This is a genomic window from Streptomyces sp. NPDC050448, from assembly GCF_040655295.1.
Taxonomy (GTDB): Bacteria; Actinomycetota; Actinomycetes; order Streptomycetales; family Streptomycetaceae; genus Streptomyces.
Window position 1 is genome coordinate 42,174 of sequence record NZ_JBFAJR010000043.1, and the last position, 23,889, is coordinate 66,062.

Annotated in this window: 24 protein-coding genes and 2 tRNA genes; 18 read left to right on the forward strand and 8 right to left on the reverse strand. The window is 72.2% G+C overall.

Annotated features, from left to right (window positions below):
* The first annotated feature begins 16 nt into the window (after positions 1-16).
* Positions 17-196: a hypothetical protein gene (locus tag AB0I68_RS33830; protein WP_352215790.1), complete on the forward strand. Its 180-nt coding sequence runs from the start codon at positions 17-19 to the stop codon at positions 194-196.
* On the opposite strand, the gene AB0I68_RS33835 is transcribed toward AB0I68_RS33830, so the two are convergent.
* Together AB0I68_RS33835 and AB0I68_RS33840 are read right to left on the reverse strand one after the other, a co-directional pair.
* Positions 137-778 (reverse strand): CGNR zinc finger domain-containing protein, encoded by a 642-nt coding sequence (locus AB0I68_RS33835; protein ID WP_363181213.1) that lies wholly within the window; start codon positions 776-778, stop codon positions 137-139. The two genes, AB0I68_RS33830 and AB0I68_RS33835, sit on opposite strands and share 60 nt — an antisense overlap.
* A 264-nt stretch (positions 779-1,042) precedes the next feature.
* A complete protein-coding gene (locus tag AB0I68_RS33840) occupies positions 1,043-1,456 on the reverse strand; it encodes an SsgA family sporulation/cell division regulator (RefSeq protein WP_030011909.1) in 414 nt (137 codons plus the stop codon).
* A gap of 177 nt (positions 1,457-1,633) precedes the next feature.
* On the opposite strand from AB0I68_RS33840, the gene AB0I68_RS33845 reads away from it, so the two are divergent.
* Entirely contained in the window at positions 1,634-2,083 is a 450-nt protein-coding gene (locus AB0I68_RS33845) for a TIGR02611 family protein (RefSeq protein WP_363181214.1), read from the forward strand.
* Positions 2,084-2,129: 46 nt separating this feature from the next.
* Positions 2,130-2,201 (forward strand) — tRNA-Val (locus tag AB0I68_RS33850).
* Between the two features lie 64 nt (positions 2,202-2,265).
* On the opposite strand, the gene AB0I68_RS33855 is transcribed toward AB0I68_RS33850, so the two are convergent.
* A complete protein-coding gene (locus AB0I68_RS33855) occupies positions 2,266-4,599 on the reverse strand; it encodes a hypothetical protein (RefSeq protein WP_363181215.1) in 2,334 nt (777 codons plus the stop codon).
* Positions 4,600-4,742: 143 nt separating this feature from the next.
* On the opposite strand from AB0I68_RS33855, the gene AB0I68_RS33860 reads away from it, so the two are divergent.
* Together AB0I68_RS33860 and AB0I68_RS33865 are read left to right on the forward strand one after the other, a co-directional pair.
* Positions 4,743-5,255 carry an SRPBCC family protein gene (locus AB0I68_RS33860; protein ID WP_363181216.1) on the forward strand — a complete coding sequence of 171 codons (513 nt, stop codon included), beginning with the start codon at positions 4,743-4,745 and terminating at the stop codon, positions 5,253-5,255.
* A 39-nt stretch (positions 5,256-5,294) separates the two neighbouring features.
* Positions 5,295-5,366, forward strand: a tRNA-Val gene (locus tag AB0I68_RS33865).
* A 61-nt stretch (positions 5,367-5,427) separates the two neighbouring features.
* Here AB0I68_RS33865 and AB0I68_RS33870 read toward each other — a convergent pair.
* A complete protein-coding gene (locus AB0I68_RS33870; protein ID WP_363181217.1) occupies positions 5,428-6,153 on the reverse strand; it encodes a 3'-5' exonuclease in 726 nt (241 codons plus the stop codon).
* Positions 6,154-6,375: 222 nt separating this feature from the next.
* Here AB0I68_RS33870 and AB0I68_RS33875 point away from each other — a divergent pair, with 222 nt between their 5' ends.
* Positions 6,376-6,966, forward strand: coding sequence for a DUF4365 domain-containing protein (locus tag AB0I68_RS33875; RefSeq protein ID WP_363181218.1), 591 nt, complete (start codon positions 6,376-6,378; stop codon positions 6,964-6,966).
* Entirely contained in the window at positions 6,966-8,210 is a 1,245-nt protein-coding gene (locus AB0I68_RS33880; protein WP_363181219.1) for a hypothetical protein, read from the forward strand. The genes AB0I68_RS33875 and AB0I68_RS33880 overlap by 1 nt, the downstream gene beginning before the upstream one ends.
* Positions 8,211-8,298: 88 nt before the next feature.
* On the opposite strand, the gene AB0I68_RS33885 is transcribed toward AB0I68_RS33880, so the two are convergent.
* Positions 8,299-8,769, reverse strand: a complete 471-nt coding sequence (locus tag AB0I68_RS33885; protein ID WP_363181220.1) for a GNAT family N-acetyltransferase — start codon at positions 8,767-8,769, stop codon at positions 8,299-8,301.
* Between the two features lie 181 nt (positions 8,770-8,950).
* On the opposite strand from AB0I68_RS33885, the gene thrS reads away from it, so the two are divergent.
* Entirely contained in the window at positions 8,951-10,927 is a 1,977-nt protein-coding gene (gene thrS, locus AB0I68_RS33890; RefSeq protein ID WP_363181221.1) for a threonine--tRNA ligase, read from the forward strand.
* Between the two features lie 25 nt (positions 10,928-10,952).
* On the opposite strand, the gene AB0I68_RS33895 is transcribed toward thrS, so the two are convergent.
* Positions 10,953-11,642 carry an ion channel gene (locus AB0I68_RS33895; RefSeq protein WP_363181222.1) on the reverse strand — a complete coding sequence of 230 codons (690 nt, stop codon included), beginning with the start codon at positions 11,640-11,642 and terminating at the stop codon, positions 10,953-10,955.
* A 67-nt stretch (positions 11,643-11,709) separates the two neighbouring features.
* Here AB0I68_RS33895 and AB0I68_RS33900 point away from each other — a divergent pair, with 67 nt between their 5' ends.
* Entirely contained in the window at positions 11,710-12,270 is a 561-nt protein-coding gene (locus tag AB0I68_RS33900) for an HIT domain-containing protein (RefSeq protein ID WP_363181223.1), read from the forward strand.
* A 113-nt stretch (positions 12,271-12,383) separates the two neighbouring features.
* Here the strand turns inward: AB0I68_RS33900 and AB0I68_RS33905 are convergent, their stop codons facing one another.
* Together AB0I68_RS33905 and AB0I68_RS33910 are read right to left on the reverse strand one after the other, a co-directional pair.
* Complete coding sequence (locus AB0I68_RS33905; RefSeq protein ID WP_363181224.1) at positions 12,384-14,051, reverse strand: hypothetical protein; 1,668 nt, start codon at positions 14,049-14,051, stop codon at positions 12,384-12,386.
* A 138-nt stretch (positions 14,052-14,189) separates the two neighbouring features.
* Positions 14,190-16,385 (reverse strand): elongation factor G-like protein EF-G2, encoded by a 2,196-nt coding sequence (locus AB0I68_RS33910; RefSeq protein ID WP_363181225.1) that lies wholly within the window; start codon positions 16,383-16,385, stop codon positions 14,190-14,192.
* A gap of 242 nt (positions 16,386-16,627) precedes the next feature.
* Between AB0I68_RS33910 and pgsA the strand changes: the two genes are divergently transcribed.
* From pgsA to ruvA, 9 genes are all read left to right on the forward strand, one after another.
* The gene (pgsA, locus tag AB0I68_RS33915) at positions 16,628-17,293 is read left to right on the forward strand and encodes a phosphatidylinositol phosphate synthase (RefSeq protein ID WP_363181226.1); all 666 of its coding nucleotides are present in this window, start codon (positions 16,628-16,630) and stop codon (positions 17,291-17,293) included.
* Positions 17,293-18,198 (forward strand): phosphatidylinositol mannoside acyltransferase, encoded by a 906-nt coding sequence (locus AB0I68_RS33920; protein WP_363181227.1) that lies wholly within the window; start codon positions 17,293-17,295, stop codon positions 18,196-18,198. The genes pgsA and AB0I68_RS33920 overlap by 1 nt, the downstream gene beginning before the upstream one ends.
* Positions 18,195-19,364 (forward strand): glycosyltransferase family 4 protein, encoded by a 1,170-nt coding sequence (locus AB0I68_RS33925; protein WP_363181228.1) that lies wholly within the window; start codon positions 18,195-18,197, stop codon positions 19,362-19,364. The genes AB0I68_RS33920 and AB0I68_RS33925 overlap by 4 nt, the downstream gene beginning before the upstream one ends.
* A gap of 112 nt (positions 19,365-19,476) precedes the next feature.
* Positions 19,477-20,016 carry a hypothetical protein gene (locus AB0I68_RS33930; protein ID WP_363181229.1) on the forward strand — a complete coding sequence of 180 codons (540 nt, stop codon included), beginning with the start codon at positions 19,477-19,479 and terminating at the stop codon, positions 20,014-20,016.
* A 128-nt stretch (positions 20,017-20,144) separates the two neighbouring features.
* Positions 20,145-21,062: a pyridoxal 5'-phosphate synthase lyase subunit PdxS gene (pdxS, locus tag AB0I68_RS33935; protein ID WP_030294529.1), complete on the forward strand. Its 918-nt coding sequence runs from the start codon at positions 20,145-20,147 to the stop codon at positions 21,060-21,062.
* Positions 21,063-21,068: 6 nt separating this feature from the next.
* Positions 21,069-21,686 carry a pyridoxal 5'-phosphate synthase glutaminase subunit PdxT gene (gene pdxT / locus AB0I68_RS33940; protein ID WP_363181230.1) on the forward strand — a complete coding sequence of 206 codons (618 nt, stop codon included), beginning with the start codon at positions 21,069-21,071 and terminating at the stop codon, positions 21,684-21,686.
* Between the two features lie 57 nt (positions 21,687-21,743).
* The gene (locus AB0I68_RS33945; protein ID WP_363181231.1) at positions 21,744-22,496 is read left to right on the forward strand and encodes a YebC/PmpR family DNA-binding transcriptional regulator; all 753 of its coding nucleotides are present in this window, start codon (positions 21,744-21,746) and stop codon (positions 22,494-22,496) included.
* A 103-nt stretch (positions 22,497-22,599) separates the two neighbouring features.
* Positions 22,600-23,130, forward strand: a complete 531-nt coding sequence (gene ruvC / locus AB0I68_RS33950; protein ID WP_363181232.1) for a crossover junction endodeoxyribonuclease RuvC — start codon at positions 22,600-22,602, stop codon at positions 23,128-23,130.
* A complete protein-coding gene (gene ruvA / locus AB0I68_RS33955; protein WP_363181233.1) occupies positions 23,127-23,759 on the forward strand; it encodes a Holliday junction branch migration protein RuvA in 633 nt (210 codons plus the stop codon). The genes ruvC and ruvA overlap by 4 nt, the downstream gene beginning before the upstream one ends.
* The last annotated feature ends 130 nt before the right edge of the window (positions 23,760-23,889 follow it).

Sequence of the window (23,889 nt, forward strand, 5' to 3'; positions counted from 1 at the left end):
CCATCATCGCCCCGACATGCTCGACACATCGCAGGGTGATCCGCCGGCCCCCGCGCCGGCCCCGGTCCCCGCCCCCGTTGCCGAGGAGCCGCGAGGCTGCCTCTTCGCGCTCTCCCAGCCGCCCCTGATGATCTTCTTAGGGGTGATCGGCACCTTGCTGCTGCTGGCCGCCGTGCACGACCTCTTCCTGCTGTGACGGTCCCGCTTCCTGCTGTGACGATCCCGCGTCGGCCTCCTTGCGCCGCGCCCGGTACGCCGCCACGTGCAGCCGGTTCCCGCAGGTCCGGCTGTCGCAGTAGCGCCGCGAGCGGTTCCGGGAGAGGTCCACGAAGGCCCGCCGGCAATCGGGGGCCTCGCAGCGGCGCAGGCGTTCCTGCTCGCCGGAGACCACGATGAAGGCCAGTGCCATGCCGCCGTCGGCCGCGAGGTGGTCGCCGAGCGAGGCGCCCGGCGCGAAGTAGTGGACGTGCCAGTCGTAGCCGTCGTGGTCGGTCAGCTGCGGGGTGGTGCCGGCGGTGGCCACCAGCTCGTTGATCAGTCCGGCCGCGGTCCGGGGGTTGGCCGCTCCGAACACCTGTGCGAATTTGCCGCGGACCGTGCGCACCCCGGCGAGGTCGCGGGCGCCGAGCTCGCCGACGTCGCTGATCTCGTACTCGCGTACGAACTCGCGCAGCGAGCCGACGTCCGCCAGCCCGTCGGGCTGGTCCGTCTCGGCCGCGGTGTTCACCAGCGCGACGACGACGTCGAGCGCGCGACGGGTGTCGTGGGGAATCTGCACGGTGGTCGCTCCCTGGAGGCCGGGCCTGCGGCGACGGACCAGTGCCGCCGCTGGGGGCCGACTCTAGTCGTCCCCGGGCGACGCCGGGAGGTACCCCTGCGGCGACTCCGTCACGCACGCCGGCGCCGTCCTCGCGGGTGGCTTCCGCAAGAACAGCGCCGGCACTGCCGTATGTGGTTTTGTCCAGCCCGCACCGTCGCCCCGAGTCGGACGGTGCGGAGTGGCCCCCGGCGCGTGCCGGGAGGTGCTCCCTGGGGGCCTGGCTCAGCTTTCGGCCAGGATGTGGGAGAGCTCTTTGTCGAGGTCGAAGTGCCGGTGTTCGGTCCCGGGTGGAACCGCGGCGTCCGTCCGCTTGAGGAACGACTCGAGTGCACGGGCGGGTGCTTCGAGCAGTGCTTCTCCCTCCGGTGAGCTCAGGGCGATGCAGACGACGCCCTGACCGTGGCTGCGGGACGGCCAGACGCGGACGTCTCCGGTTCCGGTGGGCCGGTGGAGGCCCTCAGCGAGGAGATCTCGGGCGAATACCCATTCGACCGTCTCTTCGGCGCCGGTGTGGAAGGTGGCGTGCACGGCGTAGGGATCGGCCGTGTCATACCGCAGGCCCGCCGGGACAGGCAGTGAGGACTCGCTCGACACAACGAGGCGCAGGTGCAGCTCGCAGCTGACCGTGGTGTTCATAAGCGCCAGGGCCTTTCGCTCAGTGTGCGCTCGGGGATTCGCACGTCGGCGAAATCGACATGCCACCTACGGTGCCGTTGTAAACCCCTCTGACCGTTTTGCGGACCTCTGGGTCCCTCGGACGGCGGATCCAAACCACCATTCACGTGTGCTTCCGGCTCCGGTAGATTCGGACCCATGGATACGGGGAGTGACCGCGGGACCCAAGAGTCCGCAGCCGACGACACCACCGCTCAGCAGACCATGGAAGAAGCGCCGCACGTATCGAAGGCTCCCGCCTTCATCAAGTCGCGCCGCACCCTGCACCTCAGCTGGCAGGTCGGCGTCTTCGTCGTCGGCCTCGCCGTCATCGGCGCCGGCGTCGCCATGCTGGTCCTGCCCGGCCCCGGCTGGGTCGCGATCTTCGCGGGCCTCGCGATCTGGGCCACCGAGTTCGCCTGGGCGTCGCTCGCGCTGCGCTGGACGAAGCGCAAGGTCACCGAGGCCGCGCAGAAGGCGCTGGACCCGAAGGTCCGCCGCCGCAACATCATCCTGACCAGCGCCGGCCTCGTGATCGCCGGCGCGCTGATCGGCTTCTACCTGTGGAAGTACGGCCTCACGATGCCCTGGGACCTCAAGGACCAGTGATGGTCGGGAACCACCGCTGACATGGGGTAATGTTTGCGGTGCGTCCGGGCGATTAGCTCAGTGGGAGAGCACTTCGTTCACACCGAAGGGGTCACTGGTTCGAACCCAGTATCGCCCACCCGGACCAAGGGCCCGGAGACTTTCGAAGTCTCCGGGCCCTTGGCGTTTGCGGCCGGCGGCCGTCACCGCAGCCGGCCCAGCGCCGCCCGCAGCCGCCGCGCGTCCCGCAGCCGCTTCTCGTACGTCGCCCCCACCACCAGGAGCAGCAGCCCCGCCAGAGCCGGCGGCAGCCAGCGCGGCAGCGCGTCGAGGACCTGGACGACGTACGGGGCCAGCTCGTGCAGGGCCACCGCCGCGAGCGTGCCGCCGCCGAGCAGCAGCGGGGCCCGGAGCCGCCGGTGCGCGCCGAGCAGGGTCACCGCGAGCGCCGCCAGACCCAGCAGCAGCGGCCGCAGCCAGTACGGGTCGCCCCAGGCCGCGATCAGGCTCGGCAGCAGCGTCGCCCCCAGCCCCGGCCCGTACGCGGTCCAGGACGAGGCCTGCGGGTCGCGGCGGCGGCGCTGGAATCCCACCGCGAGTGCGAGCACCGTCACCGGCAGCGTGTACGCCTCCGGCGCCGCCACCCCGGAAGCCGACAGCCGGATCCAGGTCGCCGCCACGAACAGGGCCCCGGCCGCCCAGCCGAGCCCCCGCCGCTCCGCCCGCACCGCCGCGCCCGCGCAGACCACCCCCGCCAGCGCGCACACCAGCGCCGCCAGGGCCGGCTCCCCGACCGGGAGGAGCAGCGCCACCGCGCCGACCACCGCAGCCGCGGCCTCCGCCGGGATCCGCACCCGGCCCAGGCGTGGGCCGAGCGCCGCCGCCCCTGCCGGGACCGCCAGCAGGGGCAGCGCCCACCACGACACCGCGAGCCCCCACAGCGCCCCCAGCGCCGCCACCGTGCCCGCCGCGTACCCGACGGCCAGCACCGCCCCGCCGGCCCGCGTGGGTAGCGCGGCGGGCCCGTACGCCGCCCCCGCCGCGCAGCCCGCACCCAGCAGCCCGAACACCGCGAACGTGGCCGCACGGCCGTCCAGCGCGGCCACCGACAGGTTCAGGGCCCCCGCCGCGGCACACACCGCGGCCGCGTACCCCGGGCCGCGCGCGACCCGCAGCGCACACACCCCGGCCGCCGCCGTCACCGCCAGCTGGGCCGCGAGCACCGCCGCCACCGGCAGCCCGCAGAGCGCCGGAGCGGTGAACAGCCCCGCCCAGCCCAGGACCACCGCGATCACGCCCGGCTCCGGACGCGGCAGCACCCGCGCCAGCCACCAGGCCGCCACCGCCGCGACCAGCAGGGTCACCGCGGCCGCCGGGCCCGGCCCGTACGCCTCCCGGGGCGGGGTCGTCGCCGCCCACACCTCGCCCAGCACGCGGATCCGGAACCCCAGCGAGCCCAGCGCGGGCACCAGCGCCCACAGCGCGGCCGGGGCGGCCACCCCCGCCCCGGCCAGGGCCAGGCCGCGGCGCACCGCCACCGGGAGCGCGGTCGCCCGTACCGCCGCCAGCAGCGGCAGCGCGAGCAGCAGGAAGACCACCACCGCCCAGTCCCGGGAAAGCACCGTGCGGGCCGGGCCGCCGAGCGCCGCCACCGCCGCGAGGCCACCGACGACCGAGGCCGCCACCGCCGAAGGCTCCCGCCAGGCCACCCCGACGCCCAGCGCCGCACAGGCCGCCAGCAGCAGCGCCGGACCGGCCGCCGCACCCGCCGAGCCGGCCGCCGCCGTCTGCGACAGCCCGATCAGCAGGGCCCCCGCCCCCAGGACGGCCGCGCTCACCGCCGCCGGACCGAACACCGACGCCCGCGAGCGGACCCCCGGCACCGCCAGCACGAGCGCCGCGTCCAGCGCCGCCGTCACCAGCAGCGCCCAGCCGACCCCCACCGGGTCCGCCGCCGAGGCCACCGCCGCCAGCGGCAGCGGGAGCTGCGCCGTCAGCACCGCCGCCGGCAGCGGGATCAGCAGCCCCGGCAGCACCCGGCCGTACCCCGCCCACAGCGCCGCCAGTACGGCCGCCGCCCCCGCCGCGTACGCGGCGGCGTCGGCCTCCGCCGCGGCGACCGTGTACACCGCGTACGCGTCCAGCACGGTCAGCGGCAGCGCCACCGCCGCCACCGACTCGGCCGTCGAACGCAACCCGCGGCGCAGCAGCAGCGCCGGCGCGCCCAGCGCCGCCGCCGTCACCACGGCCAGCACCGCGCTGCGCCCGGCGATGCCCATGGATCCCCAGCTGACCAGCGTGAACGCCAGCGCGGCCACCGCCAGCAGCACCGCTCCCAGGATCAGCAGCACGTTCTGCGCACCCGGGGCCGAAGCCTCCTCCACGCGGGCGGGGGAGGCCGGCGCCGGCAGCCGCAGCAGCCAGTCCCGGCGGGCCAGCAAATACCCGCGCCGGGCGTCGAGTTGCGCCAGTTCCCGGTCGATGAGCACCAGCTCCTGCGCGGGCGGCAGGGGCGTGCCGGGTGGTGGAGACGTCATGTTCCGGAGTGTGGTCCCCGTCACGCCGTCAGGACATGGGCGCGGGTACTCAGATCGCCCTGAGTACGCACGGAAGGAGTGGATAAGGAGTGGATGTGGGAGAGCGGAGCCCGCGCGCCGGCCCGCCGGGCCAGACTGGGGACATGGACCGCAGCCGCGCAGGGGACACGGACCGCCGCCGTGGGGACCGCTGGAACCGCTACCGCTTCCGCAGTGTGTGGGACCTCGACGCCCCGCCCGCGCGGGTCTTCGCCGCACTCGAGCAGACCGGGGACTACCCGCACTGGTGGCCCCAGGTCCGCGCGGTCGAGCGGATCGACGGGCGCAGCGGCACCCTGCGCATCCGCTCCGTCCTCCCGTACGAGATCCGGATGACCGCCACCGAACTGCTCCGTGATCCCGGGCGGGGCCTCCTCGAGGCGGTCCTGCACGGCGACATCGAGGGCTGGGCGCGATGGACCGTACGCGCCCGCCGGGGACCCGGCAGGTCCGGGACACGGGCCCTGTACGAGCAGGAGGTCGAGGTGCGCAGCCCCCTGCTGCGGCGCCTCGCGGTCCCCGCCCGGCCCGTGTTCCGGCTCAACCACGCCCTGATGATGCGGGCTGGCCGGCACGCCCTCGCGGCCCGCCTGGCGGCCTCGCCGGAAGCGGTTTGAACCAGACCCCGTGCCTCTTGTATGGTTCAACTCGTTCCCGGGCGATTAGCTCAGCGGGAGAGCACTTCGTTCACACCGAAGGGGTCACTGGTTCGATCCCAGTATCGCCCACCGGGTCAGGCCGGTCCGTCCTACGACGGACCGGCCTTCCGCATGTACGGGGGCCTTTGCCCTACGCCGCCGCAGGCAGCTCCGGCCGCAGCGGCCAGTGCGGATCCACCGACTCCGGTGTCCCCTGACGCGCGAACCACGCCTGCAGCCCCCGCGCCTGCGCCGCGTGCCACACCGCCTGGAGCGTGTGCAGTTCCGCCGGGGTCAGCCGCTCCAGCCGGCCCGCGAACCGGCGCCCCACCGCCCGTACGAGCTCCAGAGAGGCCAACGCGTCCGCTGCCGCGTCATGCGCGCCCTCCAGCTCTATCCCGTAGTGCGCGCACAGATCCGTCAGCGTCCGGCGGCCCTTGCGGTACCGGTCCAGATGCTTGTCCAGCACCCGCGGATCCAGCACCGTCAGCGGCCGGTTGTCCAGATGGCGCGCCAGCGTCGACGCCCGGTGCCGGCGCAACTCCCGGTCCAGCAGCGTCAGGTCGAACGGCGCGTTCATCACCACCACCGGCCTGCCCGCCACCTGCTGCTCCCCGAGCGCACGGGCTATCTCCTCCACGACCGGCGCGGGCCACCGCCCGTTGCGCTGGAGGTGCTCATCGGTCAGACCGTGCACTTCCGTGGCGCCCGGGGGCACCGGAATACCGGGATTGACCAGCCAGCGGGTGGAGCGGACCCGTCCGCCCGCACACTCCTGCACGATGAGAGCAGCGGACACGATCCGGTCCTGCTCCACGTCCACCCCGGTCGTCTCCGTGTCGAATGCGGCCAGCGGGCCCTCATACCAGCGCGTCATGGCGAACTCCTCGTCCCCGATCGGCAATTGGGTGCACCCGGGCGCCGCCGCCTCGGAACGTGCCACCCCTGCCCGAATCGGTGATACCCGGCCTGTTTGCGCCGTACGCCGTTTGCCGTCCCTCTGGTGCGGAGACAACTTCACTGGGGGACCGCACACATGACCGGTCGTCACCCCGTACACCCTCATTCCGCAGAGCCCGGAAGGCATGGGGAGCCGGCCATGGCGCTCGCGCAGCCCGAACCGGGCGGGATGCTGCAGGGGCGGATCGATCCGCGGAGCGAAGCGCGGACCGGACCGCTGCGCGGCACACTCGCCACCACCGCCTGCATGGAGACCCTCCAGGTGGGATACCTGCACGCCGTCGCCGCCGCGGCCGGCTGCTCGCTCTCCCAGCCCTTTCCGGACAACGGCATCGACTGGCAGGTCAACCACGGCGCGCCCGGGCACGTCGTCGACGACGAGGTCACCATCAAGGTGCAGCTGAAGGCGACCTACCAGATACCGCCCCGACCGGCCGGGCCCACCTTCGCCTTCACCCTCGACAACGAGCACCTGGTGAAACTGGCCCGCACACCGGTCGCCGTCCACAAGATCCTCGTCGTGATGCTCGTTCCGCGAGAACGCGACCAGTGGCTGGCCGCCGGCCACGACCGGCTCGACCTGCGGCACTGCTGCTACTGGACCAACCTCGCCGGGCACCCCGTGACCGGCCGGCGCCGGACCACCGTACGGATCCCGACCACGCGGATCTTCGACGACCGGGCGCTCTGCGAGATCATGACCCGGGTCGGGTCGGGAGGGACACCCTGATGCACCGGCACTCACCGAACCTCGAACCGCTGACGTCCCCGTCCGAGTACGGGGACTTCTCCGACTCGGGTACGCCCGATCCCGCACACGTCGACCCGGCCGTGCTGGGGGCCCTGCTGCACCGGCACGGCTGGCAGCGCCGGGGCGGGGCCGCCGGGCGGTACGGGCGCTGGACGCCTCCCGCTCCCCACGAGGCGGCCGGCGGCGGCACCAGCCTCCTCGTCCCGGAGAGCCGGGCCTTCCCCGACAGCTCCGACCTGCTGGAGGAGGCGCTGACCGCGCTCTCGCGCAGCGCGCTGCCGTCCGCGCGGGAGGTGCTGTACGGACTGAGCGTGCCCAGCGACGAGATCCGCTGGGACCGGCGGATCCCGGAGGGCCCCGAGGGGCCGTACGGGCCCCGGGGCGCGGCGGCGTGGACCGTGCAGGAACAGCTCCGCTCGGCCGCCAGGCAGCTCCTGCTGGCCGGAGCCCTGGCGGACCGGGCCAGGGCCGGGTACTACGGCGCCCGGCACCGGGGAGAGGCCGAACGCGCCCTGGACGGGGTCCTGGTGGGGCCGGCCCCCGGTGGGCGCAGGCTCACCGCGTACGTCCCGGTGGACGGCGGGCGGGGCACCATGATCCGGCTGCACCACGCGCTGCACGCGGCCCGGGAGGCCGTGGACTACCGGCGGGCCACCGGCGGCATGGAGGCCTTCGACGCGGCGGTCGAGGCCGGGGTCAGCCGGGAGCTGGCGGATGCGCTGATCGCGCTGGTGCGGGGTTCGGAGGGGGCCCGTATCGCGCTCGCGTGGGCGCCGGCGGCTGGGGTCCCCGCAGGGTGCGCGGCCCGGCCGGAGCCGGTGGAGTTCTCGCCGGGGGACCTGCCGGTGCTCCGGGAGGCGGCGGCGCGCTACACCCGGGACGAACCGGCGGTCCCGGTCCGGGTGGCGGGAGCCGTGGTCCGGATGCGGCGCTCGGCCCCGGGCGGCGGGGGCACGATCCGGCTGCGGGTCCTCGCCGGGGCGGAGATCCCGTACGTGAAGGCCGTCCTGGACGAGGAGGCGTACCGGGTCGCGGGGCACGCGCATCTGGTGGGGGTGCCGATCCGGGTCAGCGGGCGCCTCCAGCGCCGGGGCGGCTTCCGGCGGCTGACCGAGGCCACGGACGTGACCCCGGTCCCGCTGGACGAGGTCGAGCGGGACCGCCTGATGAAGTCACTGGACGAATCCCTCGACCCGGCGGACGTCCTCCCGACGGACGACTGACCCGCGGTGGGCCGCCGCTGCACAGGGGCCCTCTCCCCGCCCCGCCCGGACCCGCGCCTCACCCCGCCGGCGGGGCTGGATCCGTGGGTCAGGGGCGGGTGAAGGAGGCCATCGTGAGGCCCGGGGCGGGGGAGAAGTCCGCGCCGCGGACGAAGCCCAGGCGCTCGTACAAGGTCACCGCCGGGGCATTGGCCGCGCCCGTCGTGACCGTGACCGTACGGTCGGGGAGGACCTCGGACAGCACGTGGCGGAGCAGGAGCGAGGCCGCGCCGCGCCGGAACCAGGCCGGGGACACGCAGAGGCGGTCGATGCGGGCGCTGCCGTCCGGCTCCACCGCCCACGCCAGGAAGCCGGCGACCGCACCGTCCTGCGCGACCGCCCCGAGCCAGTGCAGCGGCTGCTCCCGCATCTGCGCGAGGCTCTCGCGCAGCGCCGGGATGCCGTCGAAGCCGATCAGCTCCGCCTCCACCGCGTACGCGGCCCGGCCGATCCGGTGCACCGCCGACGCCGTGCCGTCCTCGGTCAGGTCCAGCGGCCGGACGGCGAGCGGGCTCGGCATGGGCACAATTCCTCCGGAGCGGGGGGCGAGGGCGCGGCGGGTCCACCGTAACGGACCGCGGCGCCATAACCGTTTCGCGGCGGAGCCACTCCGCTCGGTACGATTCAGGCGCGCGGCGTTCGCTCGCGCATCCCTCCCCCAGCCACCGCTGGGAGGGGACCCCAGAGTTCAGGAGAGACCGGTGTCAGACGTCCGTGTGATCATCCAACGCGATTCCGAGCGGGACGAGCGCGTGGTGGCCACGGGCACTACGGCGGCCGAGCTCTTCGCCGGCGAGCGCACCGTCATCGCCGCGCGCGTCGCGGGCGAGCTGAAGGACCTCTCGTACGAGGTGAAGGACGGCGAGACCGTCGAGCCGGTGGAGATCTCCTCCGAGGACGGCCTGAACATCCTGCGCCACTCGACCGCGCACGTCATGGCGCAGGCCGTGCAGGAACTGTTCCCCGAGGCCAAGCTGGGCATCGGCCCGCCGGTCCAGAACGGCTTCTACTACGACTTCGACGTCGCCAAGCCCTTCACCCCCGATGACCTCAAGGCCATCGAGAAGAAGATGCAGGAGATCCAGAAGCGGGGGCAGAAGTTCTCCCGCCGCGTCGTCACCGACGAGGCGGCCCGCGAGGAGCTCGCCGACGAGCCGTACAAGCTCGAGCTCATCGGCATCAAGGGCTCCGCGTCGACCGACGACGGTGCGAACGTCGAGGTGGGCGGCGGCGAGCTGACCATCTACGACAACCTCGACGCCAAGACCGGCGAGCTGTGCTGGAAGGACCTCTGCCGCGGTCCCCACCTGCCCACCACCCGCAACATCCCGGCGTTCAAGCTGATGCGCAACGCGGCCGCCTACTGGCGCGGCAGCGAGAAGAACCCCATGCTGCAGCGCATCTACGGCACCGCGTGGCCCTCCAAGGACGAGCTGAAGGCCCACCTCGACTTCCTCGCCGAGGCCGAGAAGCGCGACCACCGCAAGCTCGGCAACGAGCTGGACCTCTTCTCCATCCCGGACGAGATCGGCTCCGGCCTGGCCGTCTTCCACCCGCGCGGCGGCATCATCCGCCGGACCATGGAGGACTACTCGCGCCGCCGGCACGAGGAAGAGGGCTACGAGTTCGTCTACTCCCCGCACGCCACCAAGGGCGCCCTCTTCGAGAAGAGCGGCCACCTGGACTGGTACGCGGAGGGCATGTACCCCCCCATGCAGCTCGACGGTGGTACCGACTACTACCTCAAGCCCATGAACTGCCCGATGCACAACCTGATCTTCGACGCGCGCGGCCGCTCCTACCGCGAGCTGCCGCTGCGCCTGTTCGAGTTCGGCACCGTGTACCGGTACGAGAAGTCGGGCGTGGTCCACGGCCTGACCCGCGCCCGCGGCTTCACCCAGGACGACGCGCACATCTACTGCACCCGTGAGCAGATGGCCGAGGAGCTCGACCGGACCCTCACCTTCGTGCTGAACCTGCTGCGCGACTACGGTCTGACCGACTTCTACCTGGAGCTGTCGACCAAGGACCCGGAGAAGTTCGTCGGCTCGGACGAGGTCTGGGAGGAGGCCACCGCGGTCCTCCAGCAGGTCGCCGAGAAGCAGGGCCTCCCGCTGACCCCCGACCCGGGCGGCGCGGCCTTCTACGGCCCGAAGATCTCCGTACAGGCGCGCGACGCCATCGGCCGTACCTGGCAGATGTCGACCGTCCAGCTCGACTTCAACCTGCCGGAGCGGTTCAACCTCGAGTACACCGCGCCGGACGGCTCCCGCCAGCGGCCGGTCATGATCCACCGCGCGCTGTTCGGCTCGATCGAGCGGTTCTTCGCCGTACTGCTGGAGCACTACGCGGGCGCCATGCCGCCGTGGCTGGCCCCGGTCCAGGCCGTCGGCATCCCGATCGGTGACGGGCACGTGGAGTACCTGCAGGAATTCGCCGCCGAGGCGAAGAAGAAGGGCCTGCGGGTCGAGGTGGACGCCTCCTCCGACCGGATGCAGAAGAAGATCAGGAACCACCAGAAGCTCAAGGTCCCGTTCATGATCATCGTCGGTGACGAGGACATGGCCGCGGGCACCGTCTCCTTCCGCTACCGCGACGGTTCGCAGGAGAACGGCATCCCCAAGGACGAGGCCCTGGCCAAGCTGGCCAAGGTCGTCGAGGACCGCGTCCAGGTCTGATCGTCGCAGGCGGGCCGCAGGCAGGTCACTGAGGAGCCCCCGGGGGACGAACCTTCCCCGGGGGCTCCTCTTCGTCGTCCCGGCGGAAGATCTGGATCAGCCAGGACGAGAAGGAACCCGTCACCGCCCCCAGCAGGCCCAGACCGCAGATCATCAAGCCGATCGCGATCAGCCGCCCCACCGGGGTCACGGGCGTCACGTCGCCGTAGCCGACCGTCGTCAGCGTCTGGACCACGCACCACACCGAGTCCCAGAACGTCCGGATCGGGGACTGCGGGTCCTGCCGTTCGGAGTGGTAGATGCCGAGTGAGCCGGAGAAGCCCAGCAGCACCGACGAGAGGCCGGCGTACGTGATCACGCGCGGGTACAGGCCGCGGCGGGGGTGGTCCCGCCTCTTGGCCATGACCGCGTCGTGGACCTTGACCATGCGCAGCGCCCGCAGCGTCGGCAGGAGGACGATCACGGTGTCCAGCCAGTGCCGGCGGACGAACCGCAGAGGCCGCGCACGGCTCAGGACGAGCCGCACCAGATAGTCCACGATGAACGCGAGCCAGGTCACCAGGACCGCGAGACCGGCGATGTCGCGCCAGACGGAGTGCGCAGGGACGAGCACGCGGACCGCGTACCCGGCGAGGAAGACCAGCGAGGCGTAGAACAGGGGAAGCTCGGTACGGCGCTCCCAGGCGACGTCACGGGTCTCGGCTTCAACGTGCATGGGCCCAGCATCGCGGCCGTGCTGCCGGTCTTTGCCCCGGCGACACGCCCTCCAAGGACAAGGTCATATGCTGCATCCCATGACGACTGAGCCGGAGCAGCAGATCGGTGTGGGCACGCAGGACGCGTTCCAGCGTCTGTGGACGCCCCACCGGATGGCGTACATCCAGGGGGAGAACAAGCCGACCGGTCCGGACGCCGGGGACGGCTGTCCCTTCTGCGGGATTCCGGAGATGTCCGACCGGGACGGCCTGGTCGTGGCCCGGGGCAAGCACGTCTACGCCGTGCTGAACCTCTACCCGTACAACGGCGGCCACCTGATGGTCGTCCCGTACCGGCACGTCGCCGATTACACGGAGCTCGACGCCGCCGAGACGGCCGAGCTGGCCGACCTCACCAAGCGGGCCATGGTCGCGCTGCGCAAGGCGTCCGGGGCGCACGGGTTCAACATCGGCATGAACCAGGGCGCGGCCGCCGGCGCCGGCATCGCGGCGCACCTGCACCAGCACATCGTGCCCCGCTGGGGCGGGGACACGAACTTCATGCCGGTCGTCGGCCACACCAAGGTGCTGCCCCAACTCCTCGCGGACACCCGCCAGATGCTCGCCGACGCCTGGCCCAACGACTAGGGGGTGCCAGACGACCCGGGCCCGGCCATGATCCGCCGGACACCCCCTAGGGGCTGTCCGGGGTCCGTGGGCCGGCCGCATCCGCGTACCGGCCACGGGCCCGATGGTCCTGCCTAGGCGTCGTACACGTCCGCCTTGCGCGGGGCGGCGTCCTGGACGAGCCCGCTCACGATCATCGAACGGTTGCTGAAGCGGTCGATGTCGGCGCCGTTCTCGTCGAGGACCCGCATCGCGGCCGCGTGGACCGCCCGCAGGACCGGGGTCGCGGCGCGCATCGCGTCGTCGGCCATGAAGCGGTGGCGCCAGGGCTGGCCCGCCCAGACGTGGCGCAGGCCGAAGGGCTCGGGCAGAACCAGCTTGCCGCCGAAGAAGTCGAGGATCGGCGGGAACCAGGTCAGCGGGGCGCGTACGGCGAGGCGGACCACTTCCTGGGCGTCCACCAGGGACAGCGGGCGCTCCACGGTCTCCCAGAACCGGATGGACTTCGGCACCTCGACGGTCGGAGCGGCGGACTTGCTGGTGAACAGGCCGTGCACCGGTCCGAGTGCGTGGCCGGTCACCTCGACCCGCAGGGTCTTGTAGAGCACGGTGACCGTCACCAGCATGGTGATCACCAACTGGCCGTCCCAGAGCGGGTACTGGATGCCGAGGTAGTGCCGGTTTCCGCCGCTGAACTGCTGCTCGTTGCAGATCCGGGTGATCTCGTGCGGCTTGATCAGGAAGGTGTCTACGTCGGCGCCGGTGGGGCGGGCCACTTCGGCGGCGCCTTCGCCGACGGGGGTGACGATCCAGTGCTGGATGGACGCGGGCGGCAGGCCGCCGGTGTGCAGCGGGCCGCGCTCCAGCTTGCGCAGTTCGGTGTCGATGGCCCGTATGACGTCCCAGCTCCGGAAGGGGTGGATCTCCATGCCCTCGGTCTTGGGGGCGAGCTCCTCGGCCATCTGCCAGCTGCCCCAGCGGGTCCCCATGCCGAGGATGCCCTTGGGGCCGGCGTAGAAGACGGAGTTGCTGCGGTCCTCGGCCGTGAGCTTGGCGAGGGAGTGGCGCAGGTCCTCGCGGGCCTTCTCGTCGGGGTTGCCGGGCACGGCTTCGGGGATCTTGGCGCCTATGCCGCTGCCGGCGAGCAGTCCGTCCCAGCGGGAGCGCATGTCGGCGGCGGTGGCCTCACAGATCCGGCGGGCGAGGAGCCAGCCGGCAGCGGGGACGATGATCATGCCGCGCAGGTAGAGGCCGAAGAAGCCGGTGAACGGCAGCCGGAACATGAGGACGGCCGCCACGACGGCGATGCCGACGAGGACCAGGGTGCCCATCCAGGACGCGTTCTTGCCCTCGCCCTTGGACAGCGTCTTGCGGAGCTGGAAGAGGCCCAGCCACAGCAGCAGGCCGGGCAGGAAGAGCACACCGGCGACCAGCATGATCAGGCGCAGCTTGCGGTCGCGCTCCTTGCGGATGCGGGAGGCGGCCAGGCAGTGCTCGACGACGGTCTGCGGGTCGAGTCCGAAGGACTGGATGAGCGGTTTGCGGCCTGCGGCGAGGGTTCGGGCCTCGACGGCGCGGCAGAAGGCCTCGCCCAGGCTGGGCTCGAAGAGAGAGATCTTCGGAGGCTTGATCGTGGACGCGTGGTAGTCGTTGTTGGCCTTGAGTATCGCGGACAGCTTGGTGTCCTTGCCGCCGTCCCGGTACGCGGCCGAGGCGAGGGCGTTGGTCGCCGCGGTCTGGCCGCCGGCCCCCTGGAGGGGGATCTGTGCCCCGGGCCTGAAGTCGAATCCGTCGTCCGCCACCGTTGCCCCCATCGCTGTGCGTTGTGCTCTTTTGCCGCGCAGACGAGCCTATCGGCGTATCTCTTCCCATGGTCATGGGACAGGGAAATGCCGCCCACCGCAAGACGGTTGGGTGGGCGGCTCCCGGCGCCGTGCCGATCAGGTTCCCTTCTCGGCCTGTTCACGCACCTTGTCCGCGATCTGGGGCGGCATGGGCTCGTGCCGGGCGTAGGCGCGGGTGAACCGGCCCGTGCCGTGTGAGACCGAGCGCAGTTCGACCGCGTACCGGCCGATTTCGATCTCGGGGATCTCGGCGCGGATCCGGGTGCGGCCGGGGTCGGCCTGTTCCGTGCCGACGACACGGCCGCGGCGGCCGGCGAGGTCGCTCATGACGGGGCCGACGTATTCGTCGGGGACGAGGACGGCGAGCTCGGCGACCGGTTCGAGGAGGTGGATGCGGGCCTCGGCGGCGGCTTCGCGCAGGGCGAGGGCTCCGGCGGTCTGGAAGGCGGCGTCGGAGGAGTCCACCGAGTGCGCCTTGCCGTCGAGGAGGGTGATGCGTACGTCGACCAGGGGGTAGCCCGCCACGACCCCGCGGGCGGCCTGGGTGCGTACGCCCTTCTCGACGGACGGGATGAACTGGCGGGGCACGGCACCGCCGACGACCTTGTCGACGAACTCGATGCCGCTGCCCGGGGGCAGCGGTTCGACCTCGATCTCGCAGATCGCGAACTGGCCGTGCCCGCCGGACTGTTTGACGTGCCGGCCGCGTCCGGCGGCCTTGGCGCCGAAGGTCTCGCGCAGGCTGACCTTGTGGGGGACGGGGTCGACCTGGACCCCGTAGCGGGTGCGCAGCCGTTCGAGGGCGACGTCCTGGTGGGCCTCGCCGAGGCACCACAGGACGACCTGGTGGGTGTGCGGGTTCTGTTCCAGCCGCATCGTGGGGTCCTCGGCGACGAGCCGGGCCAGGCCCTGGGAGAGCTTGTCCTCGTCGGCCTTGCTGTGGGCCTCGATGGCGAGGGGGAGCAGCGGGTCGGGCATCCGCCAGGGCTCCATGAGCAGGGGCCGGTCCTTGGCCGAGAGGGTGTCGCCGGTCTCGGCGCGGGTGAGTTTGGCCACGCAGGCGAGGTCGCCGGCGATGACCTGGGTGAGGCTGCGCTGCTGTTTGCCGAAGGGGGAGGTGAGGGTGCCGATCCGTTCGTCGACGTCGTGGTCCTCGTGCCCGCGGTCGGTCAGTCCGTGGCCGCTGACGTGCACGGTCTCCTCGGGGCGCAGGGTGCCGGAGAAGACGCGGACGAGGGAGACGCGGCCGACGTAGGGGTCGGAGGAGGTTTTGACGACCTCGGCGACGAGGGGCCCGTCGGGGTCGCAGGTGACGGCCGGGCGGTCGGCGCCGTCCGGGGCGGTGACGGCGACGGCGGAGCGCTCCAGGGGGGTGGGGAAGCCGCCGGTGACCAGCTCCAGGAGCTCGACGGTGCCGAGGCCCTGGCGGGCGCCGTCGGAGGCGGGGGCGGCCATCAGGACGGGGTGGAAGGTGCCGCGGGCCACGGCGCGCTCGAGGTCGTCGACGAGTGTCTTGACGTCGATGTCCTCACCGCCGAGGTAGCGGTCCATGAGGCTCTCGTCCTCGCTCTCCGCGATGATCCCCTCGATGAGCCGGGAGCGGGCGCCGGCGATGAGGGCGAGCTCGTCGGGCTCGGGGTCGCGCTCCACGCGCTCCCCGGAGGTGTAGTCGTAGACGCGCTGGGAGAGCAGGCCGAGGAGGCCGGCGACCGGGGTGTGCCCGTCGGGGCCGGGAGGCCCGTACAGGGGCAGGTAGAGCGGGATGACGGCGTCGGGGTCCTCGGCTCCGAAGATCTCGCCGCAGACGGTGGCCATCTGCGCATAGTCGGCCCGGGCTGCCTCCAGATGGGTGACGACGATGGCGCGGGGCATGCCGACGGCCTCGCACTCGTCCCAGACCATGCGGGTGGCGCCGTCGATGCCGTCGGAGGAGGAGACGACGAAGAGGGCCGCGTCCGCGGCGCGCAGACCGGCCCTGAGCTCGCCGACGAAGTCGGCGTATCCGGGGGTGTCCAGGATATTGATCTTGATTCCGCCCCATTCGACGGGGACGAGGGACAGCTGAACGGACCGCTGCTGCCGGTGTTCGATCTCGTCGTAGTCGGAGACGGTGCCGCCGTCCTCGACCCGGCCGGCCCGGTTGACGGCGCCGGCCGTCAGGGCGAGGGCCTCGACCAGCGTGGTCTTGCCGGCTCCGCTGTGGCCGACCAGCACGACGTTCCGTACGGACGACGGCCGGTCGGCCGTCGGTGCCCTGCCGGCGGCTCCGGCTTGGTGTGATGTGGCTCCCATGGTGCTCGTGCCTCCCGGTGTGACGGTGAGGAGGTTGATCGGGGTCCTTCGAGCTTTGCACCGGCGTCACACTGCGTCCATACGTAGTACCCGGCGCCGTCCGGAGCATGACGGGGGCATGGACCGTCGATCGTCTGGCGCGAACCGGTGGGTGCGCGGCATTACGGGCCCGGGGCGCTGGCTACGATGGGCCAGCCGGTGGCCGATGGGGCCGTGCGGCCCAGCGACCCTCCGGGAAGGCCATGCTGAACAAGTACGCGCGTGCTTTCTTCACGCGTGTTCTCACGCCATTCGCCGCTTTTCTCCTCCGGCGGGGGGTGAGCCCGGACGCGGTCACCCTGATCGGCACGGCCGGAGTGGTGGCGGGAGCGCTGGTCTTCTTCCCCCGGGGAGAGTTCTTCTGGGGCACGATCACCATCACCCTGTTCGTGTTCTCGGACCTGGTGGACGGGAACATGGCCCGCCAGGCGGGCGTCTCCAGCCGCTGGGGCGCGTTCCTCGACTCGACGCTCGACCGGGTGGCCGACGCGGCGATCTTCGGCGGTCTCGCGCTCTGGTACGCGGGCTCCGGGAACGACAACGTGCTGTGCGCGGTGGCGATCTTCTGCCTGGCCAGCGGCCAGGTGGTGTCGTACACGAAGGCCCGGGGCGAGTCGATCGGGCTGCCGGTCGCCGTCAACGGGCTCATCGAGCGCGCCGAGCGCCTGGTGATCTCGCTGGTCGCGGCCGGTCTGTCCGGGCTGGTGATCTTCGGGGTGCCCTCGTGGATCGAGGTGCTGCTCCCCGTCGCGCTGTGGATCGTCGCGGTGGGCTCGCTGGTCACGCTGATCCAGCGCGTGGTCACCGTACGCCGTGAGGCGGCGGAGGCCGACGCGGCTGCCGCCGTGGCCGAAGGCGGCACGGCCTGATGGGCGCGATGCAGGACAAGCTGGTCGACGGCCTGTACGGGCTCGGCTGGGCCGGCGTGAAGAAGCTGCCGGAGCCGGCTGCGGTGGCCCTGGGCCGCCGGATCGCCGACTACGTGTGGAAGAAGCGCGGCAGGAGCGTGCTCCGGCTGGAGTCGAACCTGGCTCGCGTCGTACCGGACGCCGGGCCGGAGCGGCTGCGAGAGCTCTCGCAGGCCGGCATGCGCTCGTACATGCGCTACTGGATGGAATCGTTCCGGCTTCCGGCCATGGACCCGAAGCGTTTCGGCACGGATGTCGACCTCACGGACGACCACATCCTGCGCGAGGCCGTGGCCTCCGGGCGCGGTGTGATCGCCGCCCTGCCGCACCTGGCCAACTGGGACCTCGCCGGCGCCTGGGTCACCGGGCACCTGGGGGTCCCGTTCACCACCGTCGCGGAGCGGCTCAAGCCCGCGTCCCTGTACGACCGCTTCGTCGCCTACCGGGAGAGCCTGGGCATGGAGGTGCTGCCGCACAACGGCGCCTCCTCCTTCGGGACCCTCGCCCGCCGGCTCCGCTCCGGGGGCCTGATCTGCCTGGTCGCCGACCGGGACCTGTCCGCCTCCGGCGTCGAGGTGGACTTCTTCGGCTCGGCGGCGCGGATGCCGGCCGGGCCCGCGCTGCTGGCGCAGCAGACGGGCGCGGTGCTGCTGCCCGTCACGCTGTACTACGGCGAGACGCCGTACCTGCGCGGCCGGATCCACCCCGAGGTGCCGGTCCCGAAGACCGGGACCCGCGTCGAGAAGACGGCCGCCATGACCCAGGCGATGGCCGACGCCTTCGCCCAGGGGATCGCCGAGCACCCGGAGGACTGGCACATGCTGCAGCGGCTGTGGCTGGACGACCTGGAGGAGCGCTCCGCGTGAAGATCGGCATTGTCTGCCCGTACTCGTGGGACGTGCCCGGCGGCGTCCAGTTCCACATCCGGGACCTCGCGGAGCACCTGATCCGCCTCGGCCACGAGGTGTCCGTGCTGGCCCCGGCGGACGACGAGACGCCGCTGCCGCCGTACGTGGTCTCGGCGGGGCGGGCGGTGCCGGTGCCGTACAACGGGTCGGTGGCCCGGCTGAACTTCGGCTTCCTGTCGGCGGCGCGCGTGCGGCGCTGGCTGCACGACGGAGTCTTCGACGTGATCCACATCCACGAGCCGACCTCGCCGTCGCTGGGCCTGCTGTCCTGCTGGGCGGCGCAGGGGCCGATCGTGGCCACGTTCCACACCTCCAACCCGCGCTCGCGGGCCATGATCGCGGCGTACCCGATCCTCCAGCCGGCGCTGGAGAAGATCAGCGCGCGGATCGCGGTGAGCGAGTACGCGCGCCGCACGCTCGTGGAGCACCTGGGCGGGGACGCCGTGGTGATCCCGAACGGGGTGGACGTGGACTTCTTCGCCTCGGCCGAGCCGAACGCGCAGTGGGCCGGGCAGACCCTCGGCTTCATCGGCCGGATCGACGAGCCCCGCAAGGGCCTCCCCGTCCTGATGGCGGCTTTCCCCAAGATCGTGGAAGCCTGTCCGGACGTACGGCTCCTCGTGGCGGGCCGCGGCGACGAGGTGGAGGCGGTGGCCTCCCTGCCCGCCGGCCTGCGCGCGCGGGTGGAGTTCCTCGGCCTGGTCTCGGACGAGGACAAGGCGCGGCTGCTGCGCAGCGTCGACGTGTACGTGGCCCCGAACACGGGCGGCGAGAGTTTCGGCATCATCCTGGTCGAGGCGCTGTCGGCGGGGGCCGCGGTGCTGGCCTCCGATCTGGACGCGTTCGCGCAGGTCCTGGACCAGGGGGCGGCGGGGGAGCTGTTCACCAACGAGGACGCGGACGCGCTGGCCGCCGGCGCGGTGGCCCTGCTGCGCGACCCGGCCCGCCGCGCGGAACTCAGCGCCCGCGGCTCCGCACACGTACGCCGCTTCGACTGGTCGACGGTCGGCGCGGACATCCTCGCGGTCTACGAAACGGTGACGGACGGCGCGGCGGCGGTGGCCGCGGACGAGCGCGTGAGCCTGCGCACCCGCCTGGGCCTCACCCGGGACCCGTCGGCCTGACGGATGCCCCGGGCCCGGCGCGCCTGCGGGGCCTGCCGGGCGTGCCGGGCCCCGGGGGATCCCGCAGGGCCGAACGGGGCCGGGGGCGCGCCACGGGGTATTGTCGCGGGCCGTGATCGAAACCCTTGTCTGGACTGCCCTGGCGCTCGGCGTCATCGGGGTCTACCTCAGCTGGACCGCCGGACGGCTGGACCGGCTGCACTCGCGGATGGACGCCGCCCGCGCCGCCCTCGACGCACAGCTCGTGCGGCGCGCCTCGGTGGTGCTCGAGGTGGCCACCTCCGGAGTGCTCGACCCCGCCTCCTCGATCGTCCTGTACGAGGCCGCCCACGGTGCCCGCCAGGCCGAGGAGGAGCACCGCGAGGTCGCCGAGAGCGAGCTCAGCCAGGCGCTGCGCGCGGTGTTCTCCGATGCCGCCCAGGTCGAGGCGCTCAAGGCCGCCCCCGGCGGTGAGGCGGCCGCCGAGGAGCTGGCCGCGTCCGTCCGCCGGGTGCCCATGGCGCGGCGGTTCCACAACGACGCCGTACGGGCCGCCCGGGCGCTGCGCCGCCACCGCAAGGTCCGCTGGTTCCGGCTGGCCGGCCACGCCCCGTTCCCGCTCGCGTTCGAAATGGACGATGAGCCTCCGGTGGATCTTGCCGACCGGCCCTAGTTGTACCCAAAGGCCAATATGAAAGAGGCCACCGGCTCCTCATTGGCCCTTGCGGTGGACTGGTCGTGGACGGTTTCCTCTGCGGAGTACCACCGCAGCACCCGTCTCCCTTCGAGTGAGGTCAATCCGTGAGCACGCTTCCCTCCACCCCGCAGTCCGCTGAGTCCGCGATCGGCACCTCCCGCGTCAAGCGCGGCATGGCCGAGCAGCTCAAGGGCGGCGTGATCATGGACGTGGTCAACGCCGAGCAGGCGAAGATCGCCGAAGATGCCGGCGCCGTCGCCGTCATGGCCCTCGAGCGGGTCCCCGCCGACATCCGCAAGGACGGCGGCGTCGCGCGCATGTCGGACCCGAACATGATCGAAGAGATCATCGAGGCCGTCTCCATCCCGGTCATGGCCAAGTCCCGCATCGGCCACTTCGTCGAGGCGCAGGTCCTGCAGTCCCTCGGCGTCGACTACATCGACGAGTCCGAGGTCCTGACCCCGGCCGACGAGGTCAACCACTCCGACAAGTGGGCGTTCACCACCCCCTTCGTCTGCGGTGCCACCAACCTGGGCGAGGCCCTGCGCCGCATCGCCGAGGGCGCGGCCATGATCCGCTCCAAGGGCGAGGCCGGCACCGGCAACGTCGTCGAGGCCGTCCGCCACCTGCGCCAGATCAAGAACGAGATCGCCCGCCTGCGCGGCTACGACAACAACGAGCTGTTCGCCGCCGCCAAGGAGCTGCGCGCCCCGTACGAGCTCGTCAAGGAAGTTGCCGAGCTCGGCAAGCTCCCGGTCGTGCTGTTCTCCGCCGGTGGCGTCGCCACCCCGGCCGACGCCGCACTGATGCGCCAGCTCGGCGCCGAGGGCGTCTTCGTCGGCTCCGGCATCTTCAAGTCGGGCGACCCGGCCAAGCGCGCCGCCGCCATCGTGAAGGCCACCACCTTCTACGACGACCCGAAGATCATCGCGGACGCCTCCCGCAACCTGGGCGAGGCCATGGTCGGCATCAACTGCGACACCCTCCCCGAGTCCGAGCGCTACGCCAACCGCGGCTGGTAATCGCTCATGACCACCCTCCCCCTGCCTTCGGCGGCGGCACCCCCGGTTATCGGTGTCCTGGCCCTCCAGGGCGATGTACGGGAACACCTGATCGCCCTGGCCGCGGCGGACGCCGTGGCCAGGCCGGTCCGGCGTCCCGAGGAGCTCGCCGAGATCGACGCCCTGGTGATCCCCGGCGGCGAGTCCACGACCATGTCGAAGCTCGCCGTCCTGTTCGGCATGCTGGAGCCGCTGCGCGAGCGCGTGAAGGCCGGCATGCCGGTCTACGGCACCTGCGCCGGCATGATCATGCTCGCCGACAAGCTGCTCGACGGCCGTGAGGACCAGGAGACGCTGGGCGGCATCGACATGATCGTCCGCCGCAACGCCTTCGGCCGCCAGAACGAGTCCTTCGAAGCGAAGATCGATTTCGCCGGCATAGCCGGCGGCCCGGTCGAGGGCGTCTTCATCCGCGCGCCCTGGGTCGAGTCGGTCGGAGCCGCCGCAGAGGTGCTGGCCACGTACGACGGGCACACCGTCGCCGTGCGCCAGGGCAACGTCCTCGCCACCTCGTTCCACCCCGAGCTGACCGGCGACGACCGCGTCCACGCGTACTTCGTCGACATGGTGCGCGCGGGACTCTGACGGCGTCCCGGTAGGATCTGAGGCGAACATTGTTGGTGACGCGAAGGAGACAGGCAGATGTCCGGCCACTCTAAATGGGCTACGACGAAGCACAAGAAGGCCGTGGTTGACGCCAAGCGCGGCAAGCTCTTCGCGAAGCTGATCAAGAACATCGAGGTCGCGGCCCGTATGGGCGGTGCCGACATCGACGGCAACCCGACCCTCTTCGACGCCATCCAGAAGGCCAAGAAGAGCTCGGTCCCGAACAAGAACATCGACTCTGCGGTCAAGCGTGGCGGCGGCCTCGAGGCCGGCGGCGCCGACTACGAGACGATCATGTACGAAGGGTACGGCCCGAACGGTGTCGCGGTGCTCATCGAGTGCCTCACCGACAACCGCAACCGTGCCGCGTCCGACGTCCGCGTCGCCATGACCCGCAACGGCGGCTCGATGGCCGACCCGGGCTCGGTCTCGTACCTGTTCAACCGCAAGGGTGTCGTCCTGCTGCCCAAGGGCGAACTCTCCGAGGACGACGTCCTGGAGACGGTGCTCGAAGCCGGTGCCGAAGAGGTCAACGACCTCGGGGACAGCTTCGAGATCGTCAGCGAGGCCACCGACATGGTCGCGGTCCGCACCGCGCTCCAGGAGGCGGGCATCGACTACGACTCGGCCGACTCCAACTTCCTGCCGACCATGCAGGTCGAGCTGGACGAAGAGGGCGCGCGCAAGATCTTCAAGCTGATCGACGCGCTGGAGGACAGCGACGACGTGCAGAACGTCTTCGCCAACTTCGACGTCTCCGACGAGGTCATGGAGAAGGTCGACGCCTGATCGGGCATCAGCGGCGGGCCGACGGGGACACACCCCGTCGGCCCGCCGCTTTGTCAGTGCCACCGGTTAGCCTGCACGCACTGGCTGTCGAAGGAGGGGTGGGGTGCGCGTACTCGGCGTGGACCCGGGGCTGACCCGGTGCGGTGTCGGCGTGGTCGAGGGGGTCGCCGGCCGTCCCCTCACCATGATCGGTGTGGGGGTCGTACGGACGCCCGCGGACGCGGAGTTGGGGCACCGGCTCGTCGCGATCGAGGCGGGCATCGAGCAGTGGCTCGATGAACACCGGCCCGAAGTCGTCGCCGTGGAGCGGGTGTTCAGCCAGCACAACGTCAGAACGGTGATGGGGACCGCCCAGGCGAGCGCCGTTGCCATGCTCTGCGCCGCCCGCCGCGGTATACCGGTCGCCCTGCACACCCCCAGCGAGGTCAAGGCCGCCGTCACCGGCTCCGGCCGGGCCGACAAGGCGCAGGTCGGGGCCATGGTGACCCGGCTGTTGCGGCTGTCCGCCCCGCCCAAACCCGCCGACGCCGCGGACGCCCTCGCCCTCGCCATCTGCCACGTCTGGCGGGCCCCCGCCCAGAACCGCCTCCAGCAGGCGGTCGCCCTGCACGCCTCGAAAGGCCGCCCCTCATGATCGCCTTCGTCAGCGGCCCCGTCGCCGCGCTCGCCCCCACCCTGGCCGTGATCGAGGTCGGGGGAGTGGGCATGGCCGTGCAGTGCACGCCCACCACCATGGCCGGCCTGCGGATGGGGGAGACGGCGCGGCTGGCCACCTCCCTGGTCGTACGGGAGGACTCGCTGACGCTGTACGGCTTCGCCGACGACGACGAGCGGCAGGTCTTCGAACTGCTGCAGACCGCGAGCGGGGTCGGACCGCGGCTGGCCCAGGCGATGCTCGGGGTGCACAGCCCGGACGCGCTGCGGCTGGCCGTCTCGACGGGGGACGAGAAATCCCTGATGGCCGTGCCCGGCATCGGCAAGAAGGGCGCCCAGAAGCTGCTGCTGGAGCTCAAGGACAAGCTGGGCGCTCCGCTGGGGTCGAGCGGCCTGGTCGGTGCGCAGCGCGCCGCGGCGTCGGGGCCCGCCCCGTGGACCGAGCAGCTCTCCGCGGCCCTGATCGGGCTGGGCTACGCCGCGCGGGACGCGGACGAGGCCGTCTCGGCGGTGACGCCGCAGGCCGAGGCCGCCATCGCCGCCGGCGGCTCCGCCCCGGTCCCGCAGCTCCTGCGTGCCGCCCTGCAATCCCTGAACCGGGCCCGCTGAGCCGGGTCCGCCGCGGCGCGGGTCTAGGGGGTGTCCGGCGGATCAGGGCCCGGGGCCTGGTACAGCTCGGAAGTGCGTGGGGTGGGGAAATAGTGTTAGAAATGGTGTGTAGTTATCTGGGGGAGGCGGA